The sequence below is a fragment of the Pseudomonas sp. R3-18-08 genome (assembly GCF_003852065.1).
Taxonomy (GTDB): Bacteria; Pseudomonadota; Gammaproteobacteria; order Pseudomonadales; family Pseudomonadaceae; genus Aquipseudomonas.
On the sequence record NZ_CP027729.1, the window covers coordinates 787,036 to 809,840 of the forward strand.

Below are 22,805 nucleotides of genomic sequence, written 5' to 3' on the forward strand. Positions count from 1 at the left end.
GGCGCTCCTCATAGGTTACTCAACGCCCGGGTGATACCGATGAAGGCCGGCCCCCCGAGCACGATCAGCAAGGCGGGAAACAAAAACACCATCATCACCACCGACATTTTCGCCGACATCTTCGACACGAATTCCTGGATGCGTGTCAGGCGTCGGTCGTCGAGCAATTGCTTGAGCGCCAGCAATGACTTCATCGCACCGCCGCCCTGCTGGATCAGTTGCTGGAGGATGATGCAGGTGTCGGTGAACTCATCCACGGCCAGCAGCCTCGCGGTCGTGCCCAGTTCCTCACTGAGCTCCAGCCCGGAGTCGACCCGGTGCAGAACCAGCCGCAGTTCATGGGTCAGGGTCGGCAGCAGGTGTTGCGCTTCGATGCTCAACACGCGCAATGCTTGTTCGACCGCCATGCCCGATTCGAACAGGATCCGCAGTAACGGAATAAAGGTCGAGACTTCCTGGGAGATCCGCAGCTGACGCGCCTTGGCCACGCTGGCCAGGATGCGCTTGGGCAACAGGTAGCCGACTCCCAGCGCGATCAGGGGCAGCAGCCACGGCGAGCCACTTTTGGGAAACAGCAACGGCTGAGCGATCAGGGCCACGACCAACAGCAGCACCGGCGTGCCGATCTGGAAGGCGGCGAACATCGAGCGCTGGCTGGCGGTGCGCCAACCGATGCGGTTGAGCAGCGTCTGGGTTTCGTTGTCGAGGCTGACCGAACGTTGCGCGAGGGGGCTGTTGCCCAGCTGGCGCATCATCGCCCCGAGACGGTGTTCGCGGCCCAACTGGCCCTGCAGGCGTTGCGCAACCAAACGCCGACCACGCCGATGTTTGACCAGATTGGCCAGGACCAGCGCCAGGGCGGCCAGCAATAACACGGCGCTGATCAGCAGCGAAATAGCCATCTCATACGCTCCGCAACATGCGCCACAGGGCGAAGCAGCCGAGCACCTGCATACCCAGGGCCACGAACAACAGCATGCGGCCGGTGCCGTCGTTCCACATGGTCATCAGGTAGGCTGGGTTGACCGCCAGGAAATAGCCCACCATGGAAATGGGCAGCGCGGTGAGCACGTAGGCGGTCACCCGGGTTTCGCCGGTCAGGGCGCGTAACTGGCGCGCGGCTTGCTCGCGCTCGCGGATCATCTTGATCAGGTTTTCCAACAGCTCGCTGGCATTGCCGCCATAGCGGTGGTTGACCTTCAAACCCAGGGCGAACAGCCGCAGTTCGTCGCGTTCGTAGAATTCGGCAAAGTCGTAGGCGGACTCCGGCAGGCTGACCCCCAGTTGCACGTTGCGCTGGATCCTGCCCATGGCGTTTTTCAGCGGGTCTTCGGCCACGTCGATCCCGCCCAGCACCGCATCGGCCAGGGTGCGTCCGGCCTTGAGGCTGCGCACGGTGTGGTCGAGCAATTGCGGCAGCTGTTCGATCATCCGCGTGATGCGGCGTTGATAACGCCAGGCGATGTACAGGCGCAGCAGCACGGGCGGCAACACCAGCATCACCAGCAGGCCGACCCAGCTGGCGACGATCAACCCGAGCACCGCGCCCAGGCCCCACACCGTCAGCCACAGCCCCAGACTGTCGCTGGGTTTGCCCAGGCCTGCGCGCAGGAACATGCGTTCCACGCGATTCCACGAGTCGTTTTCTTCGGCGAGCTGCGGCTGGCCTTCGGCGAGGCGGCCCAGCACGCGTTCGGTCTGGGCACGGCGCAAGCCATGCTGGAACGAGCGGATCGACAGGCCGATCAGGATCAGGCAGAGGAGTAGCAGGATGGCCCCGGTCATGCTTGATTCCCCCTCAAGGCTATACCGGTTCGCGGCGCAGTTTGTCGCCGGCCGGGTGGAGCGCTTCACGCACGAAGCCGAAGCCGGTGCGCCGGTCATGGCGAAACAGGGTGTTGGTCACGTACACGTCTTCGCGGATGCCCACCACCTCGACCACTTCGCTGACGCAACGACGTCCGTCCGGCAGGCGGGTCAGTTGGACCACCACATCCAGCGCCGCGCAGATCATTTGCCGCAGGGTCTTTTCTGCGATCATGCGGCCGGTCAGGCCCACCAGGGTTTCCAGGCGCAATAGGGCATCGGCGGCATTGTTGGCGTGCACGGTACTCATGGAGCCGTCATGGCCGGTGTTCATGGCGGTCAGTACATCAAGCACTTCCACCCCGCGAATCTCGCCGAGAATGATGCGGTCGGGGCGCATCCGCAGGGCGTTGCGGATCAGGTCGCTGGCCTTGACCTCGCCGTGCCCTTCGGCATTCGGCGGGCGGGTTTCCAGGCGCACCACATGGGGATGGCCCAATTGCAATTCGGCCACGTCTTCGATGGTGACCAGGCGTTCATGGGGGTTGATCAACTGGCTGAGAATATTCAGCAGTGTGGTTTTACCGGTGCCGGTCCCGCCGCTGATGAGGATATTGCAGCGCTTGCCTACCGCCTCCTGGAAGAAGTCGAAGATGTTCTGGTCGATGGTCTGCATGGCCACCAGGTCGCTGCTTTTGAGCATGTCCTTGCGAAACTTTCGGATCGACAGGCAGGGGCCGTCCAGGGCAATCGGCGGAATGATTGCATTGACCCGGCTGCCATCGGGCAAGCGCGCATCGACCATCGGCGACGACTCATCCAGGCGCCGTCCCAGCGGCGCGAGAATGCGCTGCATGACGCGCTCCACATGGTGGGCGTCGATAAAGCGCAAATCGCTTTGATGCAGCAGACCGTCACGTTCGATAAACACCCGGTGCGGGCCATTGACCAGGATTTCGGTGACGGACGCATCGCGCAGTAACACTTCCAGCGGGCCGAAGCCAGTCAGTTCGTCGACGATTTCTTCGGCCAGGCGCTCCATCTCGTAGCGTGAAATCGCCAGGTGCATGCGGTTGATGTACTCGGCCACTTTGTCGATGACAAATTGCGCCAGGGACTGGCGCGAGCCTTCCAGCAGGTTCAGCCCCGATTCTTCGATGGCATCGATGATGTAGCGATGCAGCACCAGCTTCAAACCGTCGTGATCGGTGTTGCCAGCCACGCCGCGCGCGGGTGCGCCGAAGAGTTTTTCACTGCTCATTTAGCGGCTCCCAGCAAACGCTCCAGCCAACGGCTGGGCGGTTTTGCGGTGGGGTCCTGCGAGCGTTTCGCCAGGCGCTCGCCGAGGGTTTTGAGCCCTTGCGTCAGGGCTTCGCGCGGCGCCAGCGCAAACAGGGTTTGCCCTTGGTTCTTGGCGTTCAGCCGTAGCTCCGCGCTCAGTGGCAACACCGCAATCACTTCCAGGCCGAAGCTTTTGCCCAGCGCTTCGGCGTCAGGCGCGCAGCCTTTGAGGTAGCCATCGATCAAGAGCTTGGCGTGTTCGAGCTTCATGCCTTTTTCGCGCCAATGGCTCAGCACGGCCAGGTTGCGTCGGCAGTCCAGCACGTTCTGGTCGGTGCACCACAGCAGCTTGTCGCAATGGCTGACAAAGGTGCGCAGGGCGTCGCTGTCCGGCTGGCCGACCAGGTTTACCACAATGTGCTGGAAGTGCTGGCGCAGTGCGCTGAGCAACATGTACAGCTCGGCGGCGCTGGTGTGCTCCAGCAGATCATCGTTGGGCGCGTAGGCGAGAATACGCAGGCCGTCTTCGGCGGAGGTAAAGGCGCTGTTGATCAGGGTCGCGTCCAGCCGCCTCAGGTGGCGCAGGGCATCGCCGAAGTTGAACGAGCTTTCCAGGCCCAGCAGCGCCAGGCTGTCACCGCGTGGCAGGCCGAGGTCGAGTAACAGCGTCTGCTGGCCGCTCTTTTGCACCACCAGCGCCAGATGGCTGGTGAGCAGCGCGCCGTCGGAAGTGCCCTGGGTGCCGTACAGCACCGAGAGGCCGCCCAGATGGGTGTGAGTGGTGACCGCAGGCAGGCGCTTGCTCAGGCGGCGCACCAGCCCGGCGACTTCGCTGGAGCGCGAACCGTAGGCGACGAAGTCCCGCGCCCCGGCACGCATCGCATTGAGCACCAACTGGTTGTCCATACCATCGCCGAGGGCGACGATCGCCAGCATCGGCTTGGCTTCCAGTGCGCCTTCGATCAGCGCGCTCTGGGCCACCAGGTGCTCGCGGTTGAGGCCGATGAACACCAGGTTGGCGAAGGTTACATCGACCAGGGCCAGCAGCTCATCGAGGGTGCCGCTGCCGGCGCTGACCACTTGGCCGAGGGGCGCCAACGCGCCCTGCAACCATTCCAGGTCGGTGGTATTACGGGTGATTGCCAGGAAGGTCTGGCTCAGGTGATCGCTCATTGGGACAACCCGTTGAGGCGGTCAAAATTACCGTTTTCGAGGAAGAACAGGCGATACCAGTTCGGATCGTAGTTGCGCATTTTCTCACCGGGCAGCGCCGGCAGTCGGGCATTGGCCGCCAGCGGTTGCACCAGGTGCGGCGTGACGATCATCAGCAGTTCCTTGTCCTCGCGCTGGACCGACGAGTCGCGAAAGAACGCCCCTAGGATCGGGATGTCACCCAGGCCTGGGAACTTGGCGATGCTGGTGGTGGTGTTGCTGCTGATCAGGCCGCTGATCACAAAGCTTTCGCCATCGGCCAGGGACACGCTGGTATCGGTGCGGCGAATGGTCAGGGCCGGCACGCGGATGTTTTCGATGACCACCGCGTTGGTGTAATCCAGTTCGCTGACCTCCGGCGCCACCTTGAGGGAAATGCGATTGCGGTCGATCACGGTCGGGGTGAGGGTCAAGCGAATGCCGAATTCCTTGTATTCGATCGAGATGGTATCGCTGCCGCTGCTCGGCACCGGCACCGGTATTTCGCCGCCGGCGAGGAAGGTTGCGCTTTGCCCGCTCATGGCCACCAGGCTCGGCCGCGCGAGGGTGTAGGCAAAGCCGCTGCTTTCCAGGGCGTTGATCATCGCCGAGACGCGGCCGCCGCCAAAACCGATGTTGAAGTTGTCGGTGTTCACCGGCAGCTTGAACGTGCCGGGCGTGGGGGACAGCAAGTTGGGGCTGCCGAGGAAGAAGTTATTGCCGATGCCCAGGATCTTGGTGCTGGCCTCCTTGAGTTTGGTGCGGCTGACTTCAACGAAGCGGATATCGGTCTGTACCTGGCTGGGCAGCAAAGGATCATCGGCGGGCGACAGCGAAAGACTGGTCAAGGCGGTATTGGCCTTGCCCTTGACGAACACCATGCTCTGGCGCGGGGTGGTCGAGCAGGCGGTCCACACCATCAGGCTGGTGGTGCCGGGGCCGACGCCGGTCAGCAGGAAACCCCGGTCGCCATTGAGATGAACGTCGGCTATTTTCGGATCGCCAATGGCCAGGCGTGTTATGGCCACCGGCGATTGCAGTTCCTGTTGCAGGCCCTCGCCTACCGACAACGCGGCGGGCAGTTGAGCCAGGTTGGCGCAATTGCTCGCAGCGGCCATGGCCAGCCCGATGGACAGGTGCGACAGCAGCAACGCACAGGTAATTCTCAGCGTGAACACCGGTATGAAACGTCGGTTCATGCACAGCATCCTTGTTCAGTCGGGGGTTTGTTGAGTTGCTTGATTGCCGCGTATCACCTCGACGCCTGCACGGCGCGGGGCGCTGCTCTGGGCCACTTTCCTGGGGGCTTGGGCGAACGCCAGTTGGGTGAACTGATAGAGGTCGCGGTTGGCGTTCTGCAGGTTGCCCGGCGCGTCGTCTGCGCCGGCCCAGTAGCGGCTCAGCAGGCGTTCGTCGGCGCTGCGCACGGCCAGGCGCAAGGTGCCGGCCTGGGTGGCGAGCATCAGCCGGCTCAGCAATTGTTCGGGCACGGCCAGCACCACCGTGCGCGAGGGCGCATGGCGCTGAGCTTTTTCTTCGGCGGTCAGCGCGGGAAGGGAGGCGGGGGTGCCGTCGTTGGTCAGGCCCATCTGGTCGCCGACGCTGAGCAGGCGCACGGCGGGGATCACCACCTGGGCCGATTGTTCAAGGTTGGCGGCGTCCTGGCGCAGGTACAGCAGTACGTCCACATAGTCGCCAGGGCTCAACTGGCCGGCGGCGCCAATCACTTCATCGACGGCGACGGCCAGGGCGCGCTCATCTGCGCGGATCATCCGCGCCAGCGGCCCGCCAGGTGTGAAGCTTTCCTCGTTCAGCCAGGTGCCCGCGCCGAGCGCCCGCCACGGGGTACGGCCAACCGCCTGGTCGATACGGCTCATGCTGCCCGCCGGAGCCGTGCGCAGTTTTTCGAGGCTCAGGTCAGCGGCAGTCAGGGCGACGAAGGGGGGCACATCGTGGGCCAGCACGACCACCGATTGACGGGTCGAGTCTTCCACCACAGCGACGGCTTTTTCGACGGGAGCAGCCTGTGGCGGTGGTGGCGGCGCCGGAGCGGGCTCACGGCTGAGGACCAACCCCCAGTAACCGGCAAACAACGCACCGACCAACAACACAGCGGCCAGTACCATGCTTAGACGCGTGTTCATGACGGCTCTCCTTTTCCCGTTGCACCACCGCCCGTCGGTCCAACGGGCTACTTGCGCAACCCGGCTGAACGGTGACTAACTATTTCGCTATTTGACGGTAGTTGAGCTAGGACAAAATGCCATTACTGACAGAAAGTTTTCTTCAGGGAGCAGGACGTGTCCTTTAAAAACACACATTTACGGCGTCAGAAGAGCAACTACTACTTTAGGACTAATCAGTTCTTACAGTTGTGAGGCTGGGCTTTGTTGGCAATGCTTTGGGTGGCACATCGCAATCACTGTGCGGTATCGGGATACGGCGCTTGGTCGCCTGAGGAGAAGTGTTATGGTCCTTGCTCTGCTGATGAAGCTTCACGTTCAACTGCAATTGTTATTTCACCGTAAAGACGGCGCGACAGCCATCGAGTACCTCATACTGGTGGCGATTGTGGCGCTGGTGGTACTCGCCGCCGGAACGACGCTGGGGCCTCAGATCACGGCCTTCTTTACCAGGATCGGTACTGCCATTTCCCCATGAGTTGCCGTTGTTGATTGATCAGGTCGTGCTCATGAATGCTGCTGTCTCTCCTCGCCAACAAATCCTGTTGGTGGACGACGAAGAAGATGCCCTCGTTGAACTGGCGGAGTCGCTGGAGAACGAGGGCTTCGTTTGCTTTACCGCCACCTCCGTGATGTTCGCGCTGCAGGAACTCACCCTGCATCCCGATATTGCCTTGGTCATCACCGACCTGCGCATGCCTGAGGAAAGCGGTATCTCCTTGATCAAGCGTCTGCGCGAACACACCTCCCGTTCGCACCTGCCCGTGATCGTCATGTCGGGGCATGCGGAAATGGATGACGTCAGCGACATGCTGCGCCTGCAGGTGCTGGACCTGTTTCGCAAGCCCATCTACCTCGCGCGGCTGCTCGATACGTTGAACAGTTTGTTTCCCAAAACAATTCGCCAGCTGTAGGAGCGAGCTTGCTCGCGAAGAACGTTAACGATGACGTGGGCCTCCTGGTTCCCCGTGTCGCCTTGGCGTTCTTCGCGAGCAAGCTCGCTCCTACAGAGATGGGCGTTTACAGCTGATAACTGAAACTCAACGTATAGCGCGGCCGCCGGTTGAAGCTGTCCAGGGCGATGTCCGACATCGGCTTGGCGGCTTCCAGGGCGATGTTGTAGTACTTGTTATCGCCAAAGCGCAGACCCACCGCCGCCGAGGACATGTCGCTGGCCTTGACCGGCAGTTCGTTGAACCAGGCCTTGGCGCGGTCCAGTACCACGTAGGGTTGCAACACCTTCACCCAATCGCCGGCCCGGTTGAAGTTGTAGTTGACCTCATACGCCACGCCCCAGCCCTTGTCGCCCGAGCCTTGGTCATCGGGGTAGCCACGGCCGAAGTTCTGCCCGCCAAACGTGGCGCGCTCGCTGTCGGGCAGGGTGTTGTTGCTCCAGTAGAGCGCACTCGAAAGCACGCCTTGCCAGTTGTCGAAGAACTTGTTGCTTTGCACGCCGGACAGGCGCAGGCGAAAGAAATCGAGATCGGGCTTTGCCACGTCCAGGTCGCTGCGGGCCTTGGCGCCCAGACCGTCGATACCTTGATACAAGCCGCCGCTGAGGATGCGTAACTGCCTGGCGTCGGCCTTGCGCCAGTCACCCTCGAAGGCCAGGGCGCGCAGGTTGGATTCGATATCGAAGCGCAGCGGGTAGCCCACCAGTTTATAGCGGGTGGTCTGGTCCACCGCGTACAGGCGCGTGCCCAGGGTGAGCGACTCGGTGGGTGAGGCAATGAAGGGGTGGCTCAGGCCGATGGAGTAGCGATCGATCGACTGGTGTGGCTTGAGTTCGAAGCCGCCGTCCAATTGCACGCTGCTGCTGGGGTCGGCGCGATAACGCTCGGCGGCCAGGGCCAGTTGGGTGCCCTCGGTATTGATGAACTGGTTGTAGTCCACGCGGTAGTAGTGCTCTTTGTCCTCGCCGGGCGGAAACAACCCGCTGAGGCTGAGCTGTTCGCCCATTGAGGTTTGAGCATTACTGGTTGCGCTGAGCAAGGCCTGGGTGCCGCCGCGGCTTTTCTGCACCAGGTTCATGCTGGTGGTGAAGGGTTTGCGGCTGGCCTGGATCTGCATGTGCGTGGCGCCATCGGTGGTGCCCGGCGGCGGCACTTGTGCCTGTACGGTGAGGCCGGGGATGCGGCTCATCAGCGTGGTGTAGCGTTCGAAGGTCTCGCGCGTGAGTGGGCGTTCGGCCAGGAGTTTTTGCGCGAGTTTGTCGACGTAGGCCGACACCGAACCGATGTCGCCGGTTTGTTGATAATCCTTGATGTAGCCTTCTACCAGCACCACGCGGACCAAGCCGTTTTCGAAGGTCTGCTGCGGCAGGAACGCGTATGACAACAGGTAGCCGTCCTGCTGGTAGCGACGGGTGATGCCACGGGTGGCCTCGATCAGTTGCGCGAGGTTGGTCTCATGGCCAATCAACGGCGCGTAGACCTGGGCCGTCTCGGTGAGCGGGTACACCGTGCCGCCTTCGATCTGCAGCTTGCGAATGGTGACCTTGGTGTCCATCAACAACGGCTGGCCCGCAGTGGGCGGCGTTTCCGGCACCTGGGTTTGCGGCGTGGCCGGTCGATAGGCGTCGGCGGGCAGGTTGGGGACCGGCAGGGTGCGAACGGTGTCGTTGCTGTTGAGGAAGCTGGGAAGGGTCTCGGCTTGGGCATAAGCGCTGAGGGTAAGCAATAACAACGGGGTCAACACGCGCATAGGACACTCCATGGTCAACTGCAGCGTTTCGGGCCTGCCGGGCTCTGGGGGCGCGGTTCGGGAGGCGCTGGGTATCTATATCCAGCAGTGGCCCCTAAAAAAGACGAGAGACTTAGTCAGGGTCTCTCGTCTCAACCAAGCGTAGGCGCTGTAGGGGAGGCCGTCTAATCGGCCAGGTGCATTTCTATTGGCCGGTCAGGCCGTTCAGCAAGCCGCCCAGGCCTCCCGTTGTTGTGGTGCCACCAGTGGTGGGTGCGGTGCCTGTGGCGGGGGCTGTGGCGCCAATATTCAGACCGCCGAGCAGGCCACCGCCGGTACCGCCGGTGCCGCCTGTGACCAGCCCACCGACCGAGCTTACGGTATTGCCGACGGCGGTTACCGTGGTGCCCAGGGTCGTGGTGACCGGGTTGGCGTTGGCGGTGGTGAGGTTAGTGCCCAGGCTGCTGACGGCGCCGCCGACTTGGGTCACCAGGCCGTTGACTGGAGTGCCGACGCCGGTGGTGGTGCCGATGTTTTGCGTCAGTGCGGTGACGCCCGATGTCACTGGGTTCAGCGCAGCGCCTACGTTGGCTGCAACCGTTGCGACCGGTGCAGTGGCGGCCGTGTTGGCGACACCCGTGCCACCGAGCACGGTACCCACGGAGGCAACGGTGTTGCCTAATGCGCCGCCGGTCACCCCGGCTGCACTGACCGTGCCGTTGGTGTTGCCGACGTTCAGGCCGGTCCCGACGTTGTTCACCAGGCCGCCGACCAGTTCCGGTATGCCGGGTGCTGCGGCGCCGCCGGTTGGCGCGACATAGCCGCCGGACTTGTCGAGTGTGCCGCCTACGCCTGTCAGCACGCTGCCGACGATCGAGGTCACAGGGTTGCCTGCGCCACCAGTGCTGGCGACTTGGGTGCCAAGGCCGGTGACGGTGGCGCCCAATTTATCCACCAGGCCGTTGACGGGCGTGCCCAGGCCGGTTGCGTTGCCGAGGTTGCCGGTGGTGTTTTCCACCAGCGACACCACCGGCACCAGCACTTTGCCGCCCAGGGTGCCGGTCAGGGAACCCAATGGGCCGGTGGTGCTGGCCGTGCTGAGGGTATCGCCGAGCATGGTCACCGTGGTGCCAACTTTATCGACAACGCCACCGACTGCACCGCCCACGCCGCCGGTCAAGCCGCCGACGACGGGAACCCCGCCGAGGGTGGTCGACAGCGATCTGCCGGTGGTCGACAGGCCGCCGCCCAGGTCGGCGACGCCAGTGCCGACACCCGCGACCGTGATGCCCAGGGAGTTGCTGTTGGTGCCCAGGGAGCCCAGGCCCGCCGTCACGCCAGTGCCGATGCTGGTCACGGCGGTGCCGGCCGAAGTGACCAGGCCGCCAGCGGTTGTGCCGACGATTGGGACACCGTTCAAGGTCGAACCGAGGTCACCCACCGCTGCGCCTACATTGCCCACGGTGGTACCGAGGGTGCCGGCGATCTGGCCAGTGACGAGTGGGGTGGTTGTGGAACCGGTGCCGCCGCCAGTGCCACCTCCGGTACCGCCGCCGGTTCCGCCACCAGTGCCGCCACCAGTGCCGCCACCAGTGCCCCCGCCGGTTCCGCCACCAGTGCCCCCGCCAGTACCTCCACCGGTACCGCCGCCAGTGCCACCGCCAGTACCGCCACCGGTGCCATCGCCAGTACCGCCGCCAGTACCGCCACCAGTACCGCCACCAGTACCACCGCCAGTACCGCCACCGGTTCCACCGCCAGTGCCGTCGCCGCCGTCAGTGCCACCACCCGTGCCGCCACCAGCGCCTGCACCAGCATCCGGCGAAGAGGCCGCCACGTTGGATTTATGCCCGCCACCACCGCTGCTGCAGCCGCCGAGGCTCATGGCCAGAATCAACGCCAGCGCGGTACTTGCTTTCCAAAACACTACTTGAGTTTTCATGATTGAGTTCCTTGCACCTGGTACAACCTTGGTTGTTTCAAACGTTCGCTATTTCTTTGGCTAGCGATACGTTTGTCCGTGTGGTTATCACAGACCCGGGCCGGTTTTCTCGCAATCTCAACTTGGTATTAACGATTTATATACATAAGGTCTTGGTCGTCTTAAGCACTAATACGAACGTTATAAATTCAGATAATGCTGGCTGTCTGTTGCTTGTAAATCAAAGGGTTGAATGCAGTAGCGGACCCGGTAGGGTCCGCTATAACTTAAGGTGTATATATACAATTAATCAGTGTCTCTCAGGCAATCGGTCGCCACGTTCCGAGCATATGCTGGATATCTCCCGCGCCGTTCAACACCAACTCACCAGTTGAACCGGCGCCGCTGGTCATCAGAATCACTTCGCTGGGCAGGCGTACGGGTTTCTTGAATTCAACGGCGATTTCGACATTGGCCACCGGCAGTTGCTCGCCCATGGCCGCCAATGTGCGGGCCTTGTTCCACAACCCGTGGGCAATCGCCTGGGGAAAGCCGAATAGCTTGGCCGTCACTGCGCTGAGATGAATCGGATTGTAATCGCCGGACACGCGGGCATAACGGCGACCGATATCGGTAGGCGCTTTCCAGCGCATGAGCTCGGTGAGGGCCGCGTCAATTACCAACGTGCGTTCCTCGGCCTCGCCCTCAAGCTTTACGCCCCGGCATAGCATCGTGCTTTCAGCTTCCCAGAGCAGCCCGAGGGCATCCTCGACCACGGTCACCACATCGAAGGTCGCGCCTTTGGCATGGGGCTTGAGGTCGCACGCATACACCCCGACCGTCAGCTCACTCACACTGCCCAAGGGCCGATGCAGGCGAATGCGGTTGCTCAGGTGGATCAACCCCAGCAACGGAAACGGGAACGCCTGGTCGGTCAGCAGTTGCATCTGCAGGCCGAACGCGAGGATATGCGGATAGGTCGCCGGCAGCATCGGGCTGTCAGCAAAACCACAGACCTTGCGGTACGCCGCCACAGCCCTGGGGTCGACGCGAACCTGGCAGCGCAGGCCGTGCTCGGGCAGTGCGCTGCCGGTGATCTTGCGCTTGAGCGCCGCACGCCAGTACAGCGGCGGTAGATACGGCGTGCTGTCCAGTGTCTGCCATTGCATATTCACGCTCCCAGAAGACTTTGCCCACACACCCGCAGCGCCTGGCCGCTGACGGCGCCCGAACCCGGCTGGCTCAGCCAGGCCACGGCTTCGGCCACGTCCTGCGGCACACCGCCCTGGCCCAGAGAACTCATGCGTCGTCCGGCCTCACGCAGGGCAAACGGAATATGCGCGGTCATCTGGGTTTCGATAAAACCGGGAGCGACCGCGTTGATGCTGATCCCGCGCGTTTGCAACAGCGGTGCCCATGCCTGGGCCAAACCGATCAGCCCGGCCTTGCTCGCGGCATAGTTGGTCTGCCCGCGATTGCCGGCAATGCCGCTGATGGAAGCCAGCAGCACCACGCGGGCGTTGTCGCGCAGGGTGCCGCTGTCGAGCAGCGCCTTGGTCAGCAACTGCGGCGCATTGAGATTGACCGCCAGCACCGCGTCCCAGTATTCCGGGGTCATGTTGGCCAGAGTCTTGTCGCGGGTGATGCCGGCGTTGTGCACCAGGATATCGAGGCCGTCCGGCAGGTGTTCGATCAACTGGGCGGCGGCGTCTTCGGCGCAGATATCCAGCGTGAGGGTGCGCGCATTCAAGCGTGCGGCCAGGGCGTCGAGGTCGGCCTTGGCTTGGGGCACATCCAGCAGGATCACCTCGGCGCCATCGCGGGCCAGGGTCTCGGCGATGGAGGCGCCGATACCACGCGCAGCGCCGGTCACCAGGGCTTTGCGCCCGGCCAACGGGCGTGTCCAGTCTTCGACCGGCGTGGCGCAGGCCTGCAGGCGAATCACCTGCCCGGAAATATAGGCGCTTTTGGGCGACAGGAAAAACCGTAGTGCGCCTTCCAACTGGTCCTCGGCACCCTCGTCCACCTGCAGCAACTGCAGCACGCCGCCGCTGTGCAGTTCCTTGGCCAGGGAGCGGCTGAACCCTTCCAGGGCGCGCTGGGCGCTGGCGGCGAACGGGTCGCTGAGGCTTTCCGGCGCGCGGCCGAGGATCACCAGGTGTGCGCTGTGGGCGAGGTTTTTCAGCAAGGGCTGGAAAAATTCACGTAGCTGCTTGAGCTGATCGGTGTGCTGTAAGGTGCTGGCGTCGAAGACTACCGCCTTGAGCTTGGGACCGTGGCCGGGAATCCACGCCGGTGCGCCCAGCGCTTCGGCACCGTAGCTGTAGACGGCATCGGTGAGTTTGTTGGCAAACGGCAACACTTTAGCTGCCAGCGCGCCACCGCCCAGCAGCAGTGCACCTTCCACCGGGCGCAGGCGCCCGGCTTGCCAGCGTTCCAGGCGTACCGGCGACGGCAGGCCAAGGGCGGCGACCAGGCGATGGCCGAGGCTGGAGTTGGCGAAGTCGATATAACGGTCAGACATGGAACGCTCTCCGAAGACTGGGGTTCAAAAGGTGGACCATCCCAGGGTAGCAGTCGTTCGACTAGGCTCACTGATCAAGCCCATAACAGACAGAGGGAGCTTTCCATGACTCAATTGCGCCGTGTGGCGATCATTGGCGGTAATCGCATTCCTTTCGCCCGCTCCAACGGCCCCTACGCCACGGCAAGTAACCAGGCGATGCTCACCGCTGCCCTGGAAGGCCTGATCGAACGTTTCAACCTGCACGGCCTGCGCCTCGGCGAGGTGGCCGCCGGCGCGGTGCTCAAGCATTCCCGCGATTTCAACCTCACCCGCGAATGCGTACTCGGCTCGCGCCTGTCACCGCAAACCCCGGCTTACGACGTGCAGCAGGCCTGCGGCACCGGGCTTGAGGCGGCATTGCTGGTGGCCAACAAGATTGCCCTGGGCCAGATCGAATGCGGTATTGCCGGCGGGGTGGACACCACCTCCGATGCGCCGATCGGCGTTAATGAAGGCCTGCGCAAGATTTTGCTGCAGGCCAACCGCAGCAAGTCCATTGTGGATAAGCTAAAAGTTTTGTTACAACTTCGTCCGCAGCACCTCAAGCCGGAACTGCCGCGCAACGGTGAGCCGCGCACCGGCTTGTCCATGGGCCAGCACTGCGAGCTGATGGCGCAGACCTGGCAGATTCCTCGCGCCGAGCAGGACCAACTTGCCCTGGAGAGCCATCAGAAAATGGCCGCCGCCTACGCCGAAGGCTGGCACAACGATTTGCTGACGCCGTTTCTGGGGCTGACCCGCGACAACAACCTGCGCCCTGACCTGACCCTGGAAAAACTCGCTGCACTCAAGCCCGCTTTCGAGCGCAGTGAAAAGGGCACGCTCACCGCCGGCAACTCGACGCCGCTGACCGACGGCGCCTCGCTGGTGCTGCTGGGCAGTGAAGCCTGGGCCAACGAGCGCGGCTTGCCAATCCTTGCGTACCTGCGCGATGGCGAAGCGGCGGCGGTGGATTTCGTCCACGGTGCCGAAGGCCTGCTGATGGCGCCGGTGTACGCCGTACCGCGTTTGTTGGCCAGGAATGGTCTGACGCTGCAGGACTTCGATTACTACGAGATCCACGAAGCATTCGCCGCCCAGGTGTTGTGCACGCTCAAGGCCTGGGAAGATGCCGACTATTGCCGCACGCGCCTGGGCCTGGATGCGCCGCTGGGCGCCATCGACCGCAGCCGTCTGAACGTCAAAGGCAGCTCACTGGCCGCCGGGCACCCGTTTGCCGCGACCGGTGGGCGCATCGTCGCCAACCTGGCCAAGTTGCTGGATGCAGCAGGGAAAGGGCGTGGGCTGATTTCGATCTGTGCGGCGGGGGGCCAAGGCGTTACGGCGATCATTGAACGATGAACGAGGCTTGACGAATCCCCCTTGTAGGAGCGAGCTTGCTCGCGAAAGATGTCAACGATAACGCGTGCATCCTGGATAAACGCGTCGCCTTTGAGCTCTTCGCGAGCAAGCTCGCTCCTACAGGAAATTGCGGTAGCCTCTCCCTCCAACGAGTGGATTGCCGTATAACGAGTGCCACACGCGTGTTTGGTAATACAGGACCCACAATAAAAGCTGATGAAGACTCCTAAACGCATTGAACCCCTGATCGAAGACGGTCTGGTCGACGAAGTGCTGCGCCCACTGATGAGTGGTAAAGAAGCAGCTGTTTATGTGGTGCGCTGCGGCAACGAATTGCGTTGCGCCAAGGTTTACAAGGAGGCGAATAAACGAAGCTTTCGTCAGGCGTCCGAATACCAGGAAGGCCGTAAGGTCCGTAACAGCCGCCAGGCCCGGGCCATGGCCAAGGGCTCCAAGTTCGGCAAGAAAGAAACCGAAGATGCCTGGCAGAACGCCGAAGTAGCGGCGTTGTTCCGCCTGGCCGGTGCGGGCGTTCGCGTGCCCAAGCCGTACGACTTTCTTGAAGGCGTGCTGTTGATGGAACTGGTCGCCGACGAGTATGGCGATGCGGCGCCGCGCCTGAATGACGTGACGTTGGAGCCGGACCAGGCGCGTGAATACCACGCCTTCCTGATTTCCCAGATCGTGCTGATGCTGTGTACCGGGCTGGTGCACGGTGACCTGTCCGAGTTCAACGTACTGCTTACGCCAACGGGCCCGGTAATCATCGACCTGCCCCAGGCGGTGGATGCGGCGGGCAACAACCACGCATTCAGCATGCTGGAGCGGGATGTGGGCAACATGGCTTCCTACTTCGGGCGCTTTGCCCCGGAGCTGAAGAAGACCAAGTACGCCAAGGAAATGTGGGCGCTGTACGAAGCCGGTATCCTGCACCCGGCCAGCATCTTGACCGGTGAGTTCGACGAGCCGGAAGAGTTGGCGGATGTGGGCGGTGTGATCCGCGAGATCGAAGCGGCGCGGCTGGATGAAGAGCGCAAGCAAGCGAATCGCGCGGCAGATGATGCCCCACCCACCAAGACCGCCGAAGAACCGCCGCCGCCTTGGATGCAGTGATCTCCCGGCGCCTGATCGTTCCCACGCTCCGCGTGGGAATGCCTCCTGGGACGCTCCGCGTCCCGCCAATCGCTGCACGTTTAGGCTAGGTGACGCAGAGCGTCACGGGCTGCGTTCCCACGCGGAGCATGGGAACGATCTTTACGTTGGGGCCATCAGGTGCAGCAACTGCCGGAAGCCAATTCCTTGAGGATCGGGCAATCCGGTCGATGGTCGCCCTGGCAGTGCTCCACCAGGTCTTGCAACGTGTCGCGCAGTTGCGCCAGCTCGCGGATCTTCTGATTCAGCTCATCGATATGCTGACGCGCCAAGGCTTTCACGTCGGCGCTGGCGCGCTGTCGGTCCTGCCACAAGGTCAGCAGTTTGCCGACCTCTTCCAGTGAAAACCCCAGGTCGCGCGAGCGTTTGATGAACGCCAGGGTGTGCAGGTCGTCGGCGCCATAGATGCGATAACCGCTGTCGGTGCGGTGGGCTGCCTTGAGCAGACCGATGGATTCGTAGTAGCGAATCATCTTCGCGCTCAGCCCGCTCTGGCGAGCGGCTTGGCCGATATTCATGGGCGTTGATCCTCCAAGTCCTTGGGTTTCCAGGTTTTCAACAGCAACGCATTGCTCACCACACTGACGCTGGACAACGCCATCGCCGCGCCTGCCAGCACCGGGTTGAGCAGGCCGAAGGCGGCCAGGGGAATGCCGATCACGTTATACACAAAGGCCCAGAACAGGTTCTGGCGGATTTTCGCATAGGTCTTGCGGCTGATCTCCAGGGCCGCCGGGACCAGGCGCGGGTCGCCGCGCATCAGGGTGATGCCGGCGGCGTGCATGGCTACGTCGGTGCCGCCGCCCATGGCGATGCCGATATCGGCGGCAGCCAGGGCCGGTGCGTCGTTGATGCCGTCGCCGACCATGGCCACCCCGCCGGTTTTTTTCAGTGCGGTCACGGTGGCGGCTTTGTCGGCAGGCAGCACTTCGGCGTGTACATCGTCGATGCCCAGCGCCTCTGCAACCACCCGCGCGCTGCCGCGATTGTCGCCGGTAAGCAGGTGGCTGCTGATGTGCTGCGCCTTGAGTTGCTGCACGGCCTGCAGCGCGCCGGGCTTGAGCGTGTCGCCGAATGCGAACAGCCCCAGCACGCGAGGGCTTGCGCCTTGCTCGATCAGCCAGGACAAGGTACGCCCCTCGGCTTCCCATGCCGTCGCGTGCTGACTCAACTGGCCCGCGCCAAGGCCGGCCTCTTCCAGCAGGCGCCGATTGCCCAGGGCCAATTGCCGACCATCAAGGGTACCGGCGATGCCGCGCCCAGTCAGGGACTGGCTGGCGCTGACATCGGCCACGCTCAGCCCGCGTTCGTCACAGGCGTCCAGCACGGCCTTGGCCAGCGGGTGCTCGCTGCCGCGCTGCAGGGCCCCCGCCTGTTGCAGCAGTAACGATTCGTTGCCATCCAGCGCCGCCAAATGGGTGATCTTCGGCGTGCCCGAAGTGAGGGTGCCGGTTTTATCGAAGACTACGGCGCTCACCCCATGGGCATGCTCCAGGACTTCGGCATCCTTGATCAGAATGCCATGGCGCGCGGCGACGCCGGTGCCGGCCATGATCGCCGTCGGCGTCGCCAGCCCCAGGGCACACGGGCAGGCGATCACCAATACCGTGACCGCATTGATGATTGCGCTCTCCAGCGGGGCGCCGTACAGCCACCAGCCCGCCAGGGTGAGCAATGCCAGTACCAGCACGGTCGGGACGAATACCTGGCTGACTTTATCCACCAGTTTCTGAATCGGTGCCTTGGCGGCCTGGGCGTCTTCGACCAGGCGGATGATCCGTGCCAGCACGCTTTCCGCGCCCAGGGCCCGGGTACGCACCAACAGGCGGCCTTCACCGTTGATCGCGCCGCCAGTAACCGTATCGCCGGGCCGCTTCGGCACCGGCAGGCTTTCGCCGCTGATCAGTGCTTCGTCGGCATGGCTTTGGCCGTCGACCACTTCGCCATCCACCGGAAAACGTTCGCCTGGCTTGACCAGCACCAGGTCACCGAGCGTAAGCGTGTTGATGGCGACCTCTTCCTCGCGCCCCTCCAGCACGCGGACCGCCCGCTCGGGGCGCAAAGCTTCGAGGGTGCGTATGGCGCTGGCGGTTTGGCGCTTGGCGCGGCTCTCCAGGTATTTGCCCAGCAGCACCAGGGCGATCACCACGGCCGAGGCTTCGAAATACAAGTGCGGAGCGGGTTGGGTTAGCCATTGATAGACGCTCAAGCCGTAACCGGCGCTGGTGCCGATCGCCACCAACAGGTCCATATTGCCCGCACCGGCGCGCACGGCTTTCCACGCGGCACTGTAGAAACGCGCACCGAGGATCAATTGCACCGGCGTCGCCAGCGCGAACTGGACCCAGGCGGGGAGCATCCAGTGCAGGCCGAAGGGCTCCACCAGCATCGGCAGCACCAGGGGCAACGCCAGCACGATCGCGAGCATCAGCGACCAGCGTTCGCGTTGCAGGCGCTGGGCTTGACTGGCCTGGGTGGCGGTTTCGCTCTGGGGCAGGGTAGCGCTGTAGCCGGCTTTTTCCACCGCAGCGATCAGTACGTCGGGGGCCATCTGGCCGAGTACTTCAATGTGGGCGCGTTCGTTGGCCAAGTTGACGCTGACCCGCTGCACCCCCGGCACCTTGCCCAGGGCACGCTCCACGCGCCCGGCGCAACTGGCACAGGTCATGCCGCCGATAGGCAGGTCAAACGTGGTGGGTCCATTCATGGGGCAGTCCTCCAGAAGACGATGCTCCTAGGATCAACCTTGACCTGTGGGGAAAGTCAAGCGCGATCGTTCCCACGCTCTGCGTGGGAATGCATCCCCATGACGCTCCGCGTCACCCTTGCGCCGAATCAAAGGCTTGTACGCGGGACGCGGAGCGTCCCATGAGGCGTTCCCACGCGGAGCGTGGGGACGATCTGCGCCTTCAGTATTCCAGCGTGGCGGCTTTCAGGTAGATACCGTCCGGGCCTTGGGCGATACGCAGTTTGCGTACATCGCCGGCCTTGAGTGTGATGTTCTGTGCCGGCGGTGCCAGCATGCCCGGCAAGCATCCCGGTGTCTGGCCCGGCAGCAGCTTGAGGCGCAATGACACATCGCCCGGCGGCAAATTGAAGGAGGTGGCTTGTTCCTGGAACAGGCGCCCGGCCAGTTGGTCCTGAATGTAGAGGCCGATCTCACAGTTGGTCGGCACTTCCAGGCGTTCGCGGGAAATGATCAGCACCGCATAGTCTTCAGCGGCGGGCGCAACGGCAGAAAAACTCATCAGGCCGGCAAGGGCAAAAATCGACCAGCGCATGGCGAATGCTCCGTGGTTCACTTCTATTGAAGGTGAAGCTTGGCCGACGTCGCCACCGAATACCAGCCCGGCCGACGTTTCTGAAACTTGACCTTGCCATCGTGGCAAGGTCGAGACTGCGTTCAACCTCATCAAAGGAGACATGTCATGCAAGTATTCAAGGTGCAAGGAATGACCTGCGGCCATTGCGTCCGGGCGGTGACTCAGGCGGTGCAGAGCCAGGATGCAGAAGCCGAGGTCACGGTGGACCTCGCGGCCAAGCAAGTCAGTGTCCAAAGCAAACTGGACCGTGAAGCGATCGCGGGCCTGATCAAGGAAGAAGGCTACACAGTCGTCTGATTCTCGATAGTTAGCGAGCTAACTTAATGTTCAAGACGCCCAAGCGCGGCTAGACTGTCGGGCTGCCGACTCACTTGGGTGTCTGATGAACCTCCGCATAATTCTGATCCTGGGCGCCTTGAGCGCCTTCGCGCCGTTGGCGATCGATTTTTACCTGCCGGGTTTCCCGGCGATGGCAGCCGCTTTTGCAACCGATGAAAAACACATCCAGCTGACCCTGGCGGTGTATTTCGGTGGGCTGGCCATCGGCCAATTGATCTACGGCCCCTTGGCCGACCGCTTTGGCCGGCGCGTGCCGCTGCTCAGCGGCGTCACGCTGTTTACCCTTGCGTCCTTCGCCTGTGCGTACGCGCCCTCCCTGGAATGGCTGATCGGCGCGCGCTTCGTGCAGGCCCTGGGCGGTTGCGCGGGCATGGTGATCTCACGGGCGGTGGTGAGTGACAAATGCGATGCCGTGGGCTCGGCCAAGGTGTATTCGCAACTGATGTTGGTGACTGGCCTGGCGCCGATTCTCGCACCGCTGGCGGGCGGGATAATGGTAGGCGTGTGGGGCTGGCAGTCGATTTTCCTGGCGCTGTCGCTGTTCAGCGTGATGGCGGCCGTTGCGGTGGCGGTGGGCTTGCCGGAAACCTTTCCGGCGCATCAACCGCGCCAGCCGTTGTCCGGCTCGCTGCGCCGCTACGGCGCGCTGTTGTCAGATCGGGTTTACCTCGGCTACGCCTTGACCGGCGGCATCTCGATTGCCGGGATGTTTGCCTACATTGCCGGTTCGCCGTTCGTGTTCATCAAGCTGTATGGCGTACCCGCCGAGCATTACGGCTGGCTGTTTGGCTCCAACGCCGCCGGGTTTATCCTGGTGGCGCAGTTGAATGCGCGATTACTGGCCAAGCGCGGCCCGGCGTTTTTGCTCTCGCGTACGGTGTGGGTTTACGTCGCGGCGGCGTTGGCCCTGCTGGGCATTGCAGCGCTGCGCACCGAAGCCCTGTGGCCGTTGCTGGTGCCGCTGTTCATCTGCATCGCCAGCCTGGGCTGCATTTTGCCTAACACCTCGGCGTGCGCCATGAACGGGCAAGGCGCCCGTGCCGGCAGCGCGTCGGCGTTGCTCGGTTGCATTCAGTTCGGCGTGGCGGCGGGGGCGGCATCGTTGGTGGGCGTGTTGCATGACGGCACGGCGATGCCGATGGCGATGGTCATCAGCCTGTGCGGTGTGCTGGCGGTGACGATTGCGATGTCGACCCAGCGCCTGCAACGGGCCAGGGCCGCGCAGGCGCAGGTCTGATCTGAAGGGCCGATCAGCCGGCGGCGGCGCGTTGCTGGCTGAGTGGGAAACGGTGGGGAGCCTGGATGCGGGCTTGCAAGGTGTCGGCAAAGGCACGGGCCTCGGCTTCGGTGTGGAAAATAATCGACTTCTGGTCCAGGCGGACCTCCCACTGCGATTTTGCTAACGCTTTTATCAGGATCTTCATTGCTGACTTCCTCACGTAAAAGAATCGTGGCAAAGGCGGCCAATATAAACCCGTATGCGCGCACAAATATGACAAACGTCAACTCTCGGACTAATGGTGTCGTCCATCACCTACCTCAGTGACAGACGACACGGATAGCCGTTTTTTAGAACCCTTCTAAAACGATCTTGCCCTTGGCCTTGCCGCTTTCCAGCAGCGCGTGGGCGCGCCGCAGGTTCGCCGCATTGATCACGCCGAAGTGCTCGCCTACCGTGGTTTTCAGGGTGCCGGCGTCGATCAGCGCGGCCACACGGTTAAGCAGGTGATGCTGCTCGATCATGTCCGGTGTCTCGAACATCGAGCGGGTGTACATGAACTCCCAGTGCAGCGACAGGCTTTTGCGCTTGAGCTTGCTGACGTCCAGCGTCTTGGGGTCGTCGATCAGCGCCAGCTTGCCTTGGGGCTGCAGGGCTTCCACCAGTTGATCCAGGTGATGGTCGGTCTGGGTCAGGCTGGCGACGTGGGTCACGTGCGGGTGGCCGGCGTGTTTCAGCGCTTCGCTCAGCGGCTGGCTATGGTCGATCACCAGGTCGGCGCCGAGGGCCTTGGCCCATTCTTGAGTCTCCGGGCGCGAGGCGGTGCCGATGACCTTCAGTGCAGTAAGCTGGCGGGCCAACTGGGTCAGGATCGAACCCACGCCGCCCGCTGCGCCGACGATCAGCAGGCTCTGGCCCAGGTCCGCCTTGCCCTCGGGGACCTGCAGGCGTTCGAACAGTAGCTCCCAGGCCGTGATGGCGGTCAATGGCAGCGCGGCGGCGTCGGCGAAACCCAGGCTCTGCGGCATATGCCCGACGATGCGTTCATCCACGGTGTGCAATTGACTGTTACCGCCCGGGCGCACCAGGGAGCCGGCGTAGAACACCTTGTCACCGGCCTTGAACAGCGTGACTTCGCTGCCGACCGCCTTGACCACACCGGCTACGTCCCAGCCGAGCACCTTGGCCGCACCGTGTTCCGGGGCGACGTTCTGGCGCACCTTGGTGTCCACCGGGTTGACCGAGATGGCTTTGACTTCCACCAGCAGGTCGCGCGGCCCGGCCACGGGTTCGGGCAGTTCGATGTCTTGCAGGGCGTTCGTGTCGGTGATGGGCAGGCAGCTGTAGTAGGCGATGGCTTTCATATTTTCTCCGGGTAAAGGGTTGGTGGTCAGGCGAGAAACTTCAGACGCTTGAGGTCGAAGTGTTCAATCACCTCGGCGGCCTGGGCCCGGAAGCTCTGGATATGCGCGCTCTGATCGTGGTCGGCCAGGGCCGCCTCATCGCTCCAGCGCTCGAGCATGTAGAACGTCTCGGGATGTTGCAGATCCTGATGCAGGTCGTACTGCTCACAGCCAGGTTCCAGGCGGGTCGGTTCGAGCAGGCCGCGTAGCAGGGTTTCCAGAGTGGCTTGTTGGCCAGGCTTGGCGATCAGCGTGGCGATGACGTTAAAGGCAGTGGACATAATCAACTCCTGGTCGTAAAGGAACGGCGTGGGCAGATGATTGGCTATTTCCAATGCAGATAAAAGCCGATAAAACAGCGTTCTGTTTCAATAAAAAATTGATAATTGGCGGGAATG

Annotated in this window: 22 protein-coding genes; 6 read left to right on the forward strand and 16 right to left on the reverse strand. The window is 63.0% G+C overall.

Annotation, left to right across the window (positions count from 1 at the left end; all coding sequences use genetic code 11):
* Positions 1-8 precede the first annotated feature (8 nt).
* Genes C4J92_RS03465 through cpaB form a run of 6 tightly spaced genes read right to left on the reverse strand, consistent with a single transcriptional unit; the run spans position 9 to position 6,422 of the window.
* Complete coding sequence (locus C4J92_RS03465; protein ID WP_124402967.1) at positions 9-902, reverse strand: type II secretion system F family protein; 894 nt, start codon at positions 900-902, stop codon at positions 9-11.
* 1 nt (position 903) lies between these two features.
* Entirely contained in the window at positions 904-1,785 is an 882-nt protein-coding gene (locus C4J92_RS03470; protein WP_124402968.1) for a type II secretion system F family protein, read from the reverse strand.
* A gap of 19 nt (positions 1,786-1,804) precedes the next feature.
* Positions 1,805-3,067, reverse strand: coding sequence for a CpaF family protein (locus C4J92_RS03475; RefSeq protein ID WP_124402969.1), 1,263 nt, complete (start codon positions 3,065-3,067; stop codon positions 1,805-1,807).
* Positions 3,064-4,260: a pilus assembly protein gene (locus tag C4J92_RS03480; protein ID WP_124402970.1), complete on the reverse strand. Its 1,197-nt coding sequence runs from the start codon at positions 4,258-4,260 to the stop codon at positions 3,064-3,066. The genes C4J92_RS03475 and C4J92_RS03480 overlap by 4 nt, the downstream gene beginning before the upstream one ends.
* On the reverse strand, positions 4,257-5,477 hold the full coding sequence (locus C4J92_RS03485; RefSeq protein WP_124402971.1) for a type II and III secretion system protein family protein: 1,221 nt from the start codon (positions 5,475-5,477) through the stop codon (positions 4,257-4,259). Before C4J92_RS03485 ends, C4J92_RS03480 begins: the two co-directional genes overlap by 4 nt.
* Before the next feature lie 15 nt (positions 5,478-5,492).
* Positions 5,493-6,422: a Flp pilus assembly protein CpaB gene (cpaB, locus tag C4J92_RS03490; protein ID WP_124402972.1), complete on the reverse strand. Its 930-nt coding sequence runs from the start codon at positions 6,420-6,422 to the stop codon at positions 5,493-5,495.
* Between the two features lie 325 nt (positions 6,423-6,747).
* Between cpaB and C4J92_RS03495 the strand changes: the two genes are divergently transcribed.
* Together C4J92_RS03495 and C4J92_RS03500 are read left to right on the forward strand one after the other, a co-directional pair.
* Positions 6,748-6,939, forward strand: coding sequence for a Flp family type IVb pilin (locus C4J92_RS03495; protein ID WP_124361123.1), 192 nt, complete (start codon positions 6,748-6,750; stop codon positions 6,937-6,939).
* Positions 6,940-6,970: 31 nt separating this feature from the next.
* Entirely contained in the window at positions 6,971-7,375 is a 405-nt protein-coding gene (locus tag C4J92_RS03500) for a response regulator (protein ID WP_124402973.1), read from the forward strand.
* A gap of 106 nt (positions 7,376-7,481) precedes the next feature.
* Here C4J92_RS03500 and C4J92_RS03505 read toward each other — a convergent pair whose 3' ends face one another.
* From C4J92_RS03505 to C4J92_RS03520, 4 genes are all read right to left on the reverse strand, one after another.
* Positions 7,482-9,164: a ShlB/FhaC/HecB family hemolysin secretion/activation protein gene (locus C4J92_RS03505; protein WP_124402974.1), complete on the reverse strand. Its 1,683-nt coding sequence runs from the start codon at positions 9,162-9,164 to the stop codon at positions 7,482-7,484.
* 184 nt (positions 9,165-9,348) lie between these two features.
* Positions 9,349-11,085, reverse strand: a complete 1,737-nt coding sequence (locus C4J92_RS03510; protein WP_124402975.1) for a collagen-like triple helix repeat-containing protein — start codon at positions 11,083-11,085, stop codon at positions 9,349-9,351.
* Positions 11,086-11,384: 299 nt separating this feature from the next.
* A complete protein-coding gene (locus tag C4J92_RS03515) occupies positions 11,385-12,233 on the reverse strand; it encodes a MaoC/PaaZ C-terminal domain-containing protein (protein WP_124402976.1) in 849 nt (282 codons plus the stop codon).
* A gap of 2 nt (positions 12,234-12,235) precedes the next feature.
* Complete coding sequence (locus C4J92_RS03520) at positions 12,236-13,588, reverse strand: 3-oxoacyl-ACP reductase (RefSeq protein ID WP_124402977.1); 1,353 nt, start codon at positions 13,586-13,588, stop codon at positions 12,236-12,238.
* 105 nt (positions 13,589-13,693) lie between these two features.
* Here C4J92_RS03520 and C4J92_RS03525 point away from each other — a divergent pair, with 105 nt between their 5' ends.
* Positions 13,694-14,971, forward strand: coding sequence for an acetyl-CoA C-acetyltransferase (locus tag C4J92_RS03525; RefSeq protein ID WP_124402978.1), 1,278 nt, complete (start codon positions 13,694-13,696; stop codon positions 14,969-14,971).
* 216 nt (positions 14,972-15,187) lie between these two features.
* On the forward strand, positions 15,188-16,084 hold the full coding sequence (locus tag C4J92_RS03535) for a PA4780 family RIO1-like protein kinase (protein WP_124361130.1): 897 nt from the start codon (positions 15,188-15,190) through the stop codon (positions 16,082-16,084).
* A gap of 155 nt (positions 16,085-16,239) precedes the next feature.
* Here the strand turns inward: C4J92_RS03535 and cueR are convergent, their stop codons facing one another.
* From cueR to C4J92_RS03555, 3 genes are all read right to left on the reverse strand, one after another.
* Positions 16,240-16,641, reverse strand: coding sequence for a Cu(I)-responsive transcriptional regulator (gene cueR, locus C4J92_RS03540; protein ID WP_124361131.1), 402 nt, complete (start codon positions 16,639-16,641; stop codon positions 16,240-16,242).
* The gene (locus C4J92_RS03545) at positions 16,638-18,830 is read right to left on the reverse strand and encodes a cation-translocating P-type ATPase (protein WP_124402980.1); all 2,193 of its coding nucleotides are present in this window, start codon (positions 18,828-18,830) and stop codon (positions 16,638-16,640) included. Before C4J92_RS03545 ends, cueR begins: the two co-directional genes overlap by 4 nt.
* Positions 18,831-19,032: 202 nt before the next feature.
* On the reverse strand, positions 19,033-19,404 hold the full coding sequence (locus tag C4J92_RS03555) for a hypothetical protein (RefSeq protein WP_124402981.1): 372 nt from the start codon (positions 19,402-19,404) through the stop codon (positions 19,033-19,035).
* 147 nt (positions 19,405-19,551) lie between these two features.
* On the opposite strand from C4J92_RS03555, the gene C4J92_RS03560 reads away from it, so the two are divergent.
* Entirely contained in the window at positions 19,552-19,743 is a 192-nt protein-coding gene (locus C4J92_RS03560) for a heavy-metal-associated domain-containing protein (protein WP_124402982.1), read from the forward strand.
* An 85-nt stretch (positions 19,744-19,828) separates the two neighbouring features.
* Entirely contained in the window at positions 19,829-21,022 is a 1,194-nt protein-coding gene (locus C4J92_RS03565; protein ID WP_124402983.1) for a multidrug effflux MFS transporter, read from the forward strand.
* A 13-nt stretch (positions 21,023-21,035) separates the two neighbouring features.
* Here C4J92_RS03565 and C4J92_RS26915 read toward each other — a convergent pair whose 3' ends face one another.
* The 3 genes from C4J92_RS26915 to C4J92_RS03575 all read right to left on the reverse strand — a co-directional run bounded on the left by C4J92_RS26915 (position 21,036) and on the right by C4J92_RS03575 (position 22,688).
* Positions 21,036-21,209: a hypothetical protein gene (locus tag C4J92_RS26915; RefSeq protein WP_164484509.1), complete on the reverse strand. Its 174-nt coding sequence runs from the start codon at positions 21,207-21,209 to the stop codon at positions 21,036-21,038.
* Between the two features lie 145 nt (positions 21,210-21,354).
* Positions 21,355-22,368 (reverse strand): zinc-binding alcohol dehydrogenase family protein, encoded by a 1,014-nt coding sequence (locus tag C4J92_RS03570; protein WP_124402984.1) that lies wholly within the window; start codon positions 22,366-22,368, stop codon positions 21,355-21,357.
* A gap of 26 nt (positions 22,369-22,394) precedes the next feature.
* Positions 22,395-22,688 carry a putative quinol monooxygenase gene (locus C4J92_RS03575; protein ID WP_124365704.1) on the reverse strand — a complete coding sequence of 98 codons (294 nt, stop codon included), beginning with the start codon at positions 22,686-22,688 and terminating at the stop codon, positions 22,395-22,397.
* Positions 22,689-22,805 lie beyond the last annotated feature (117 nt).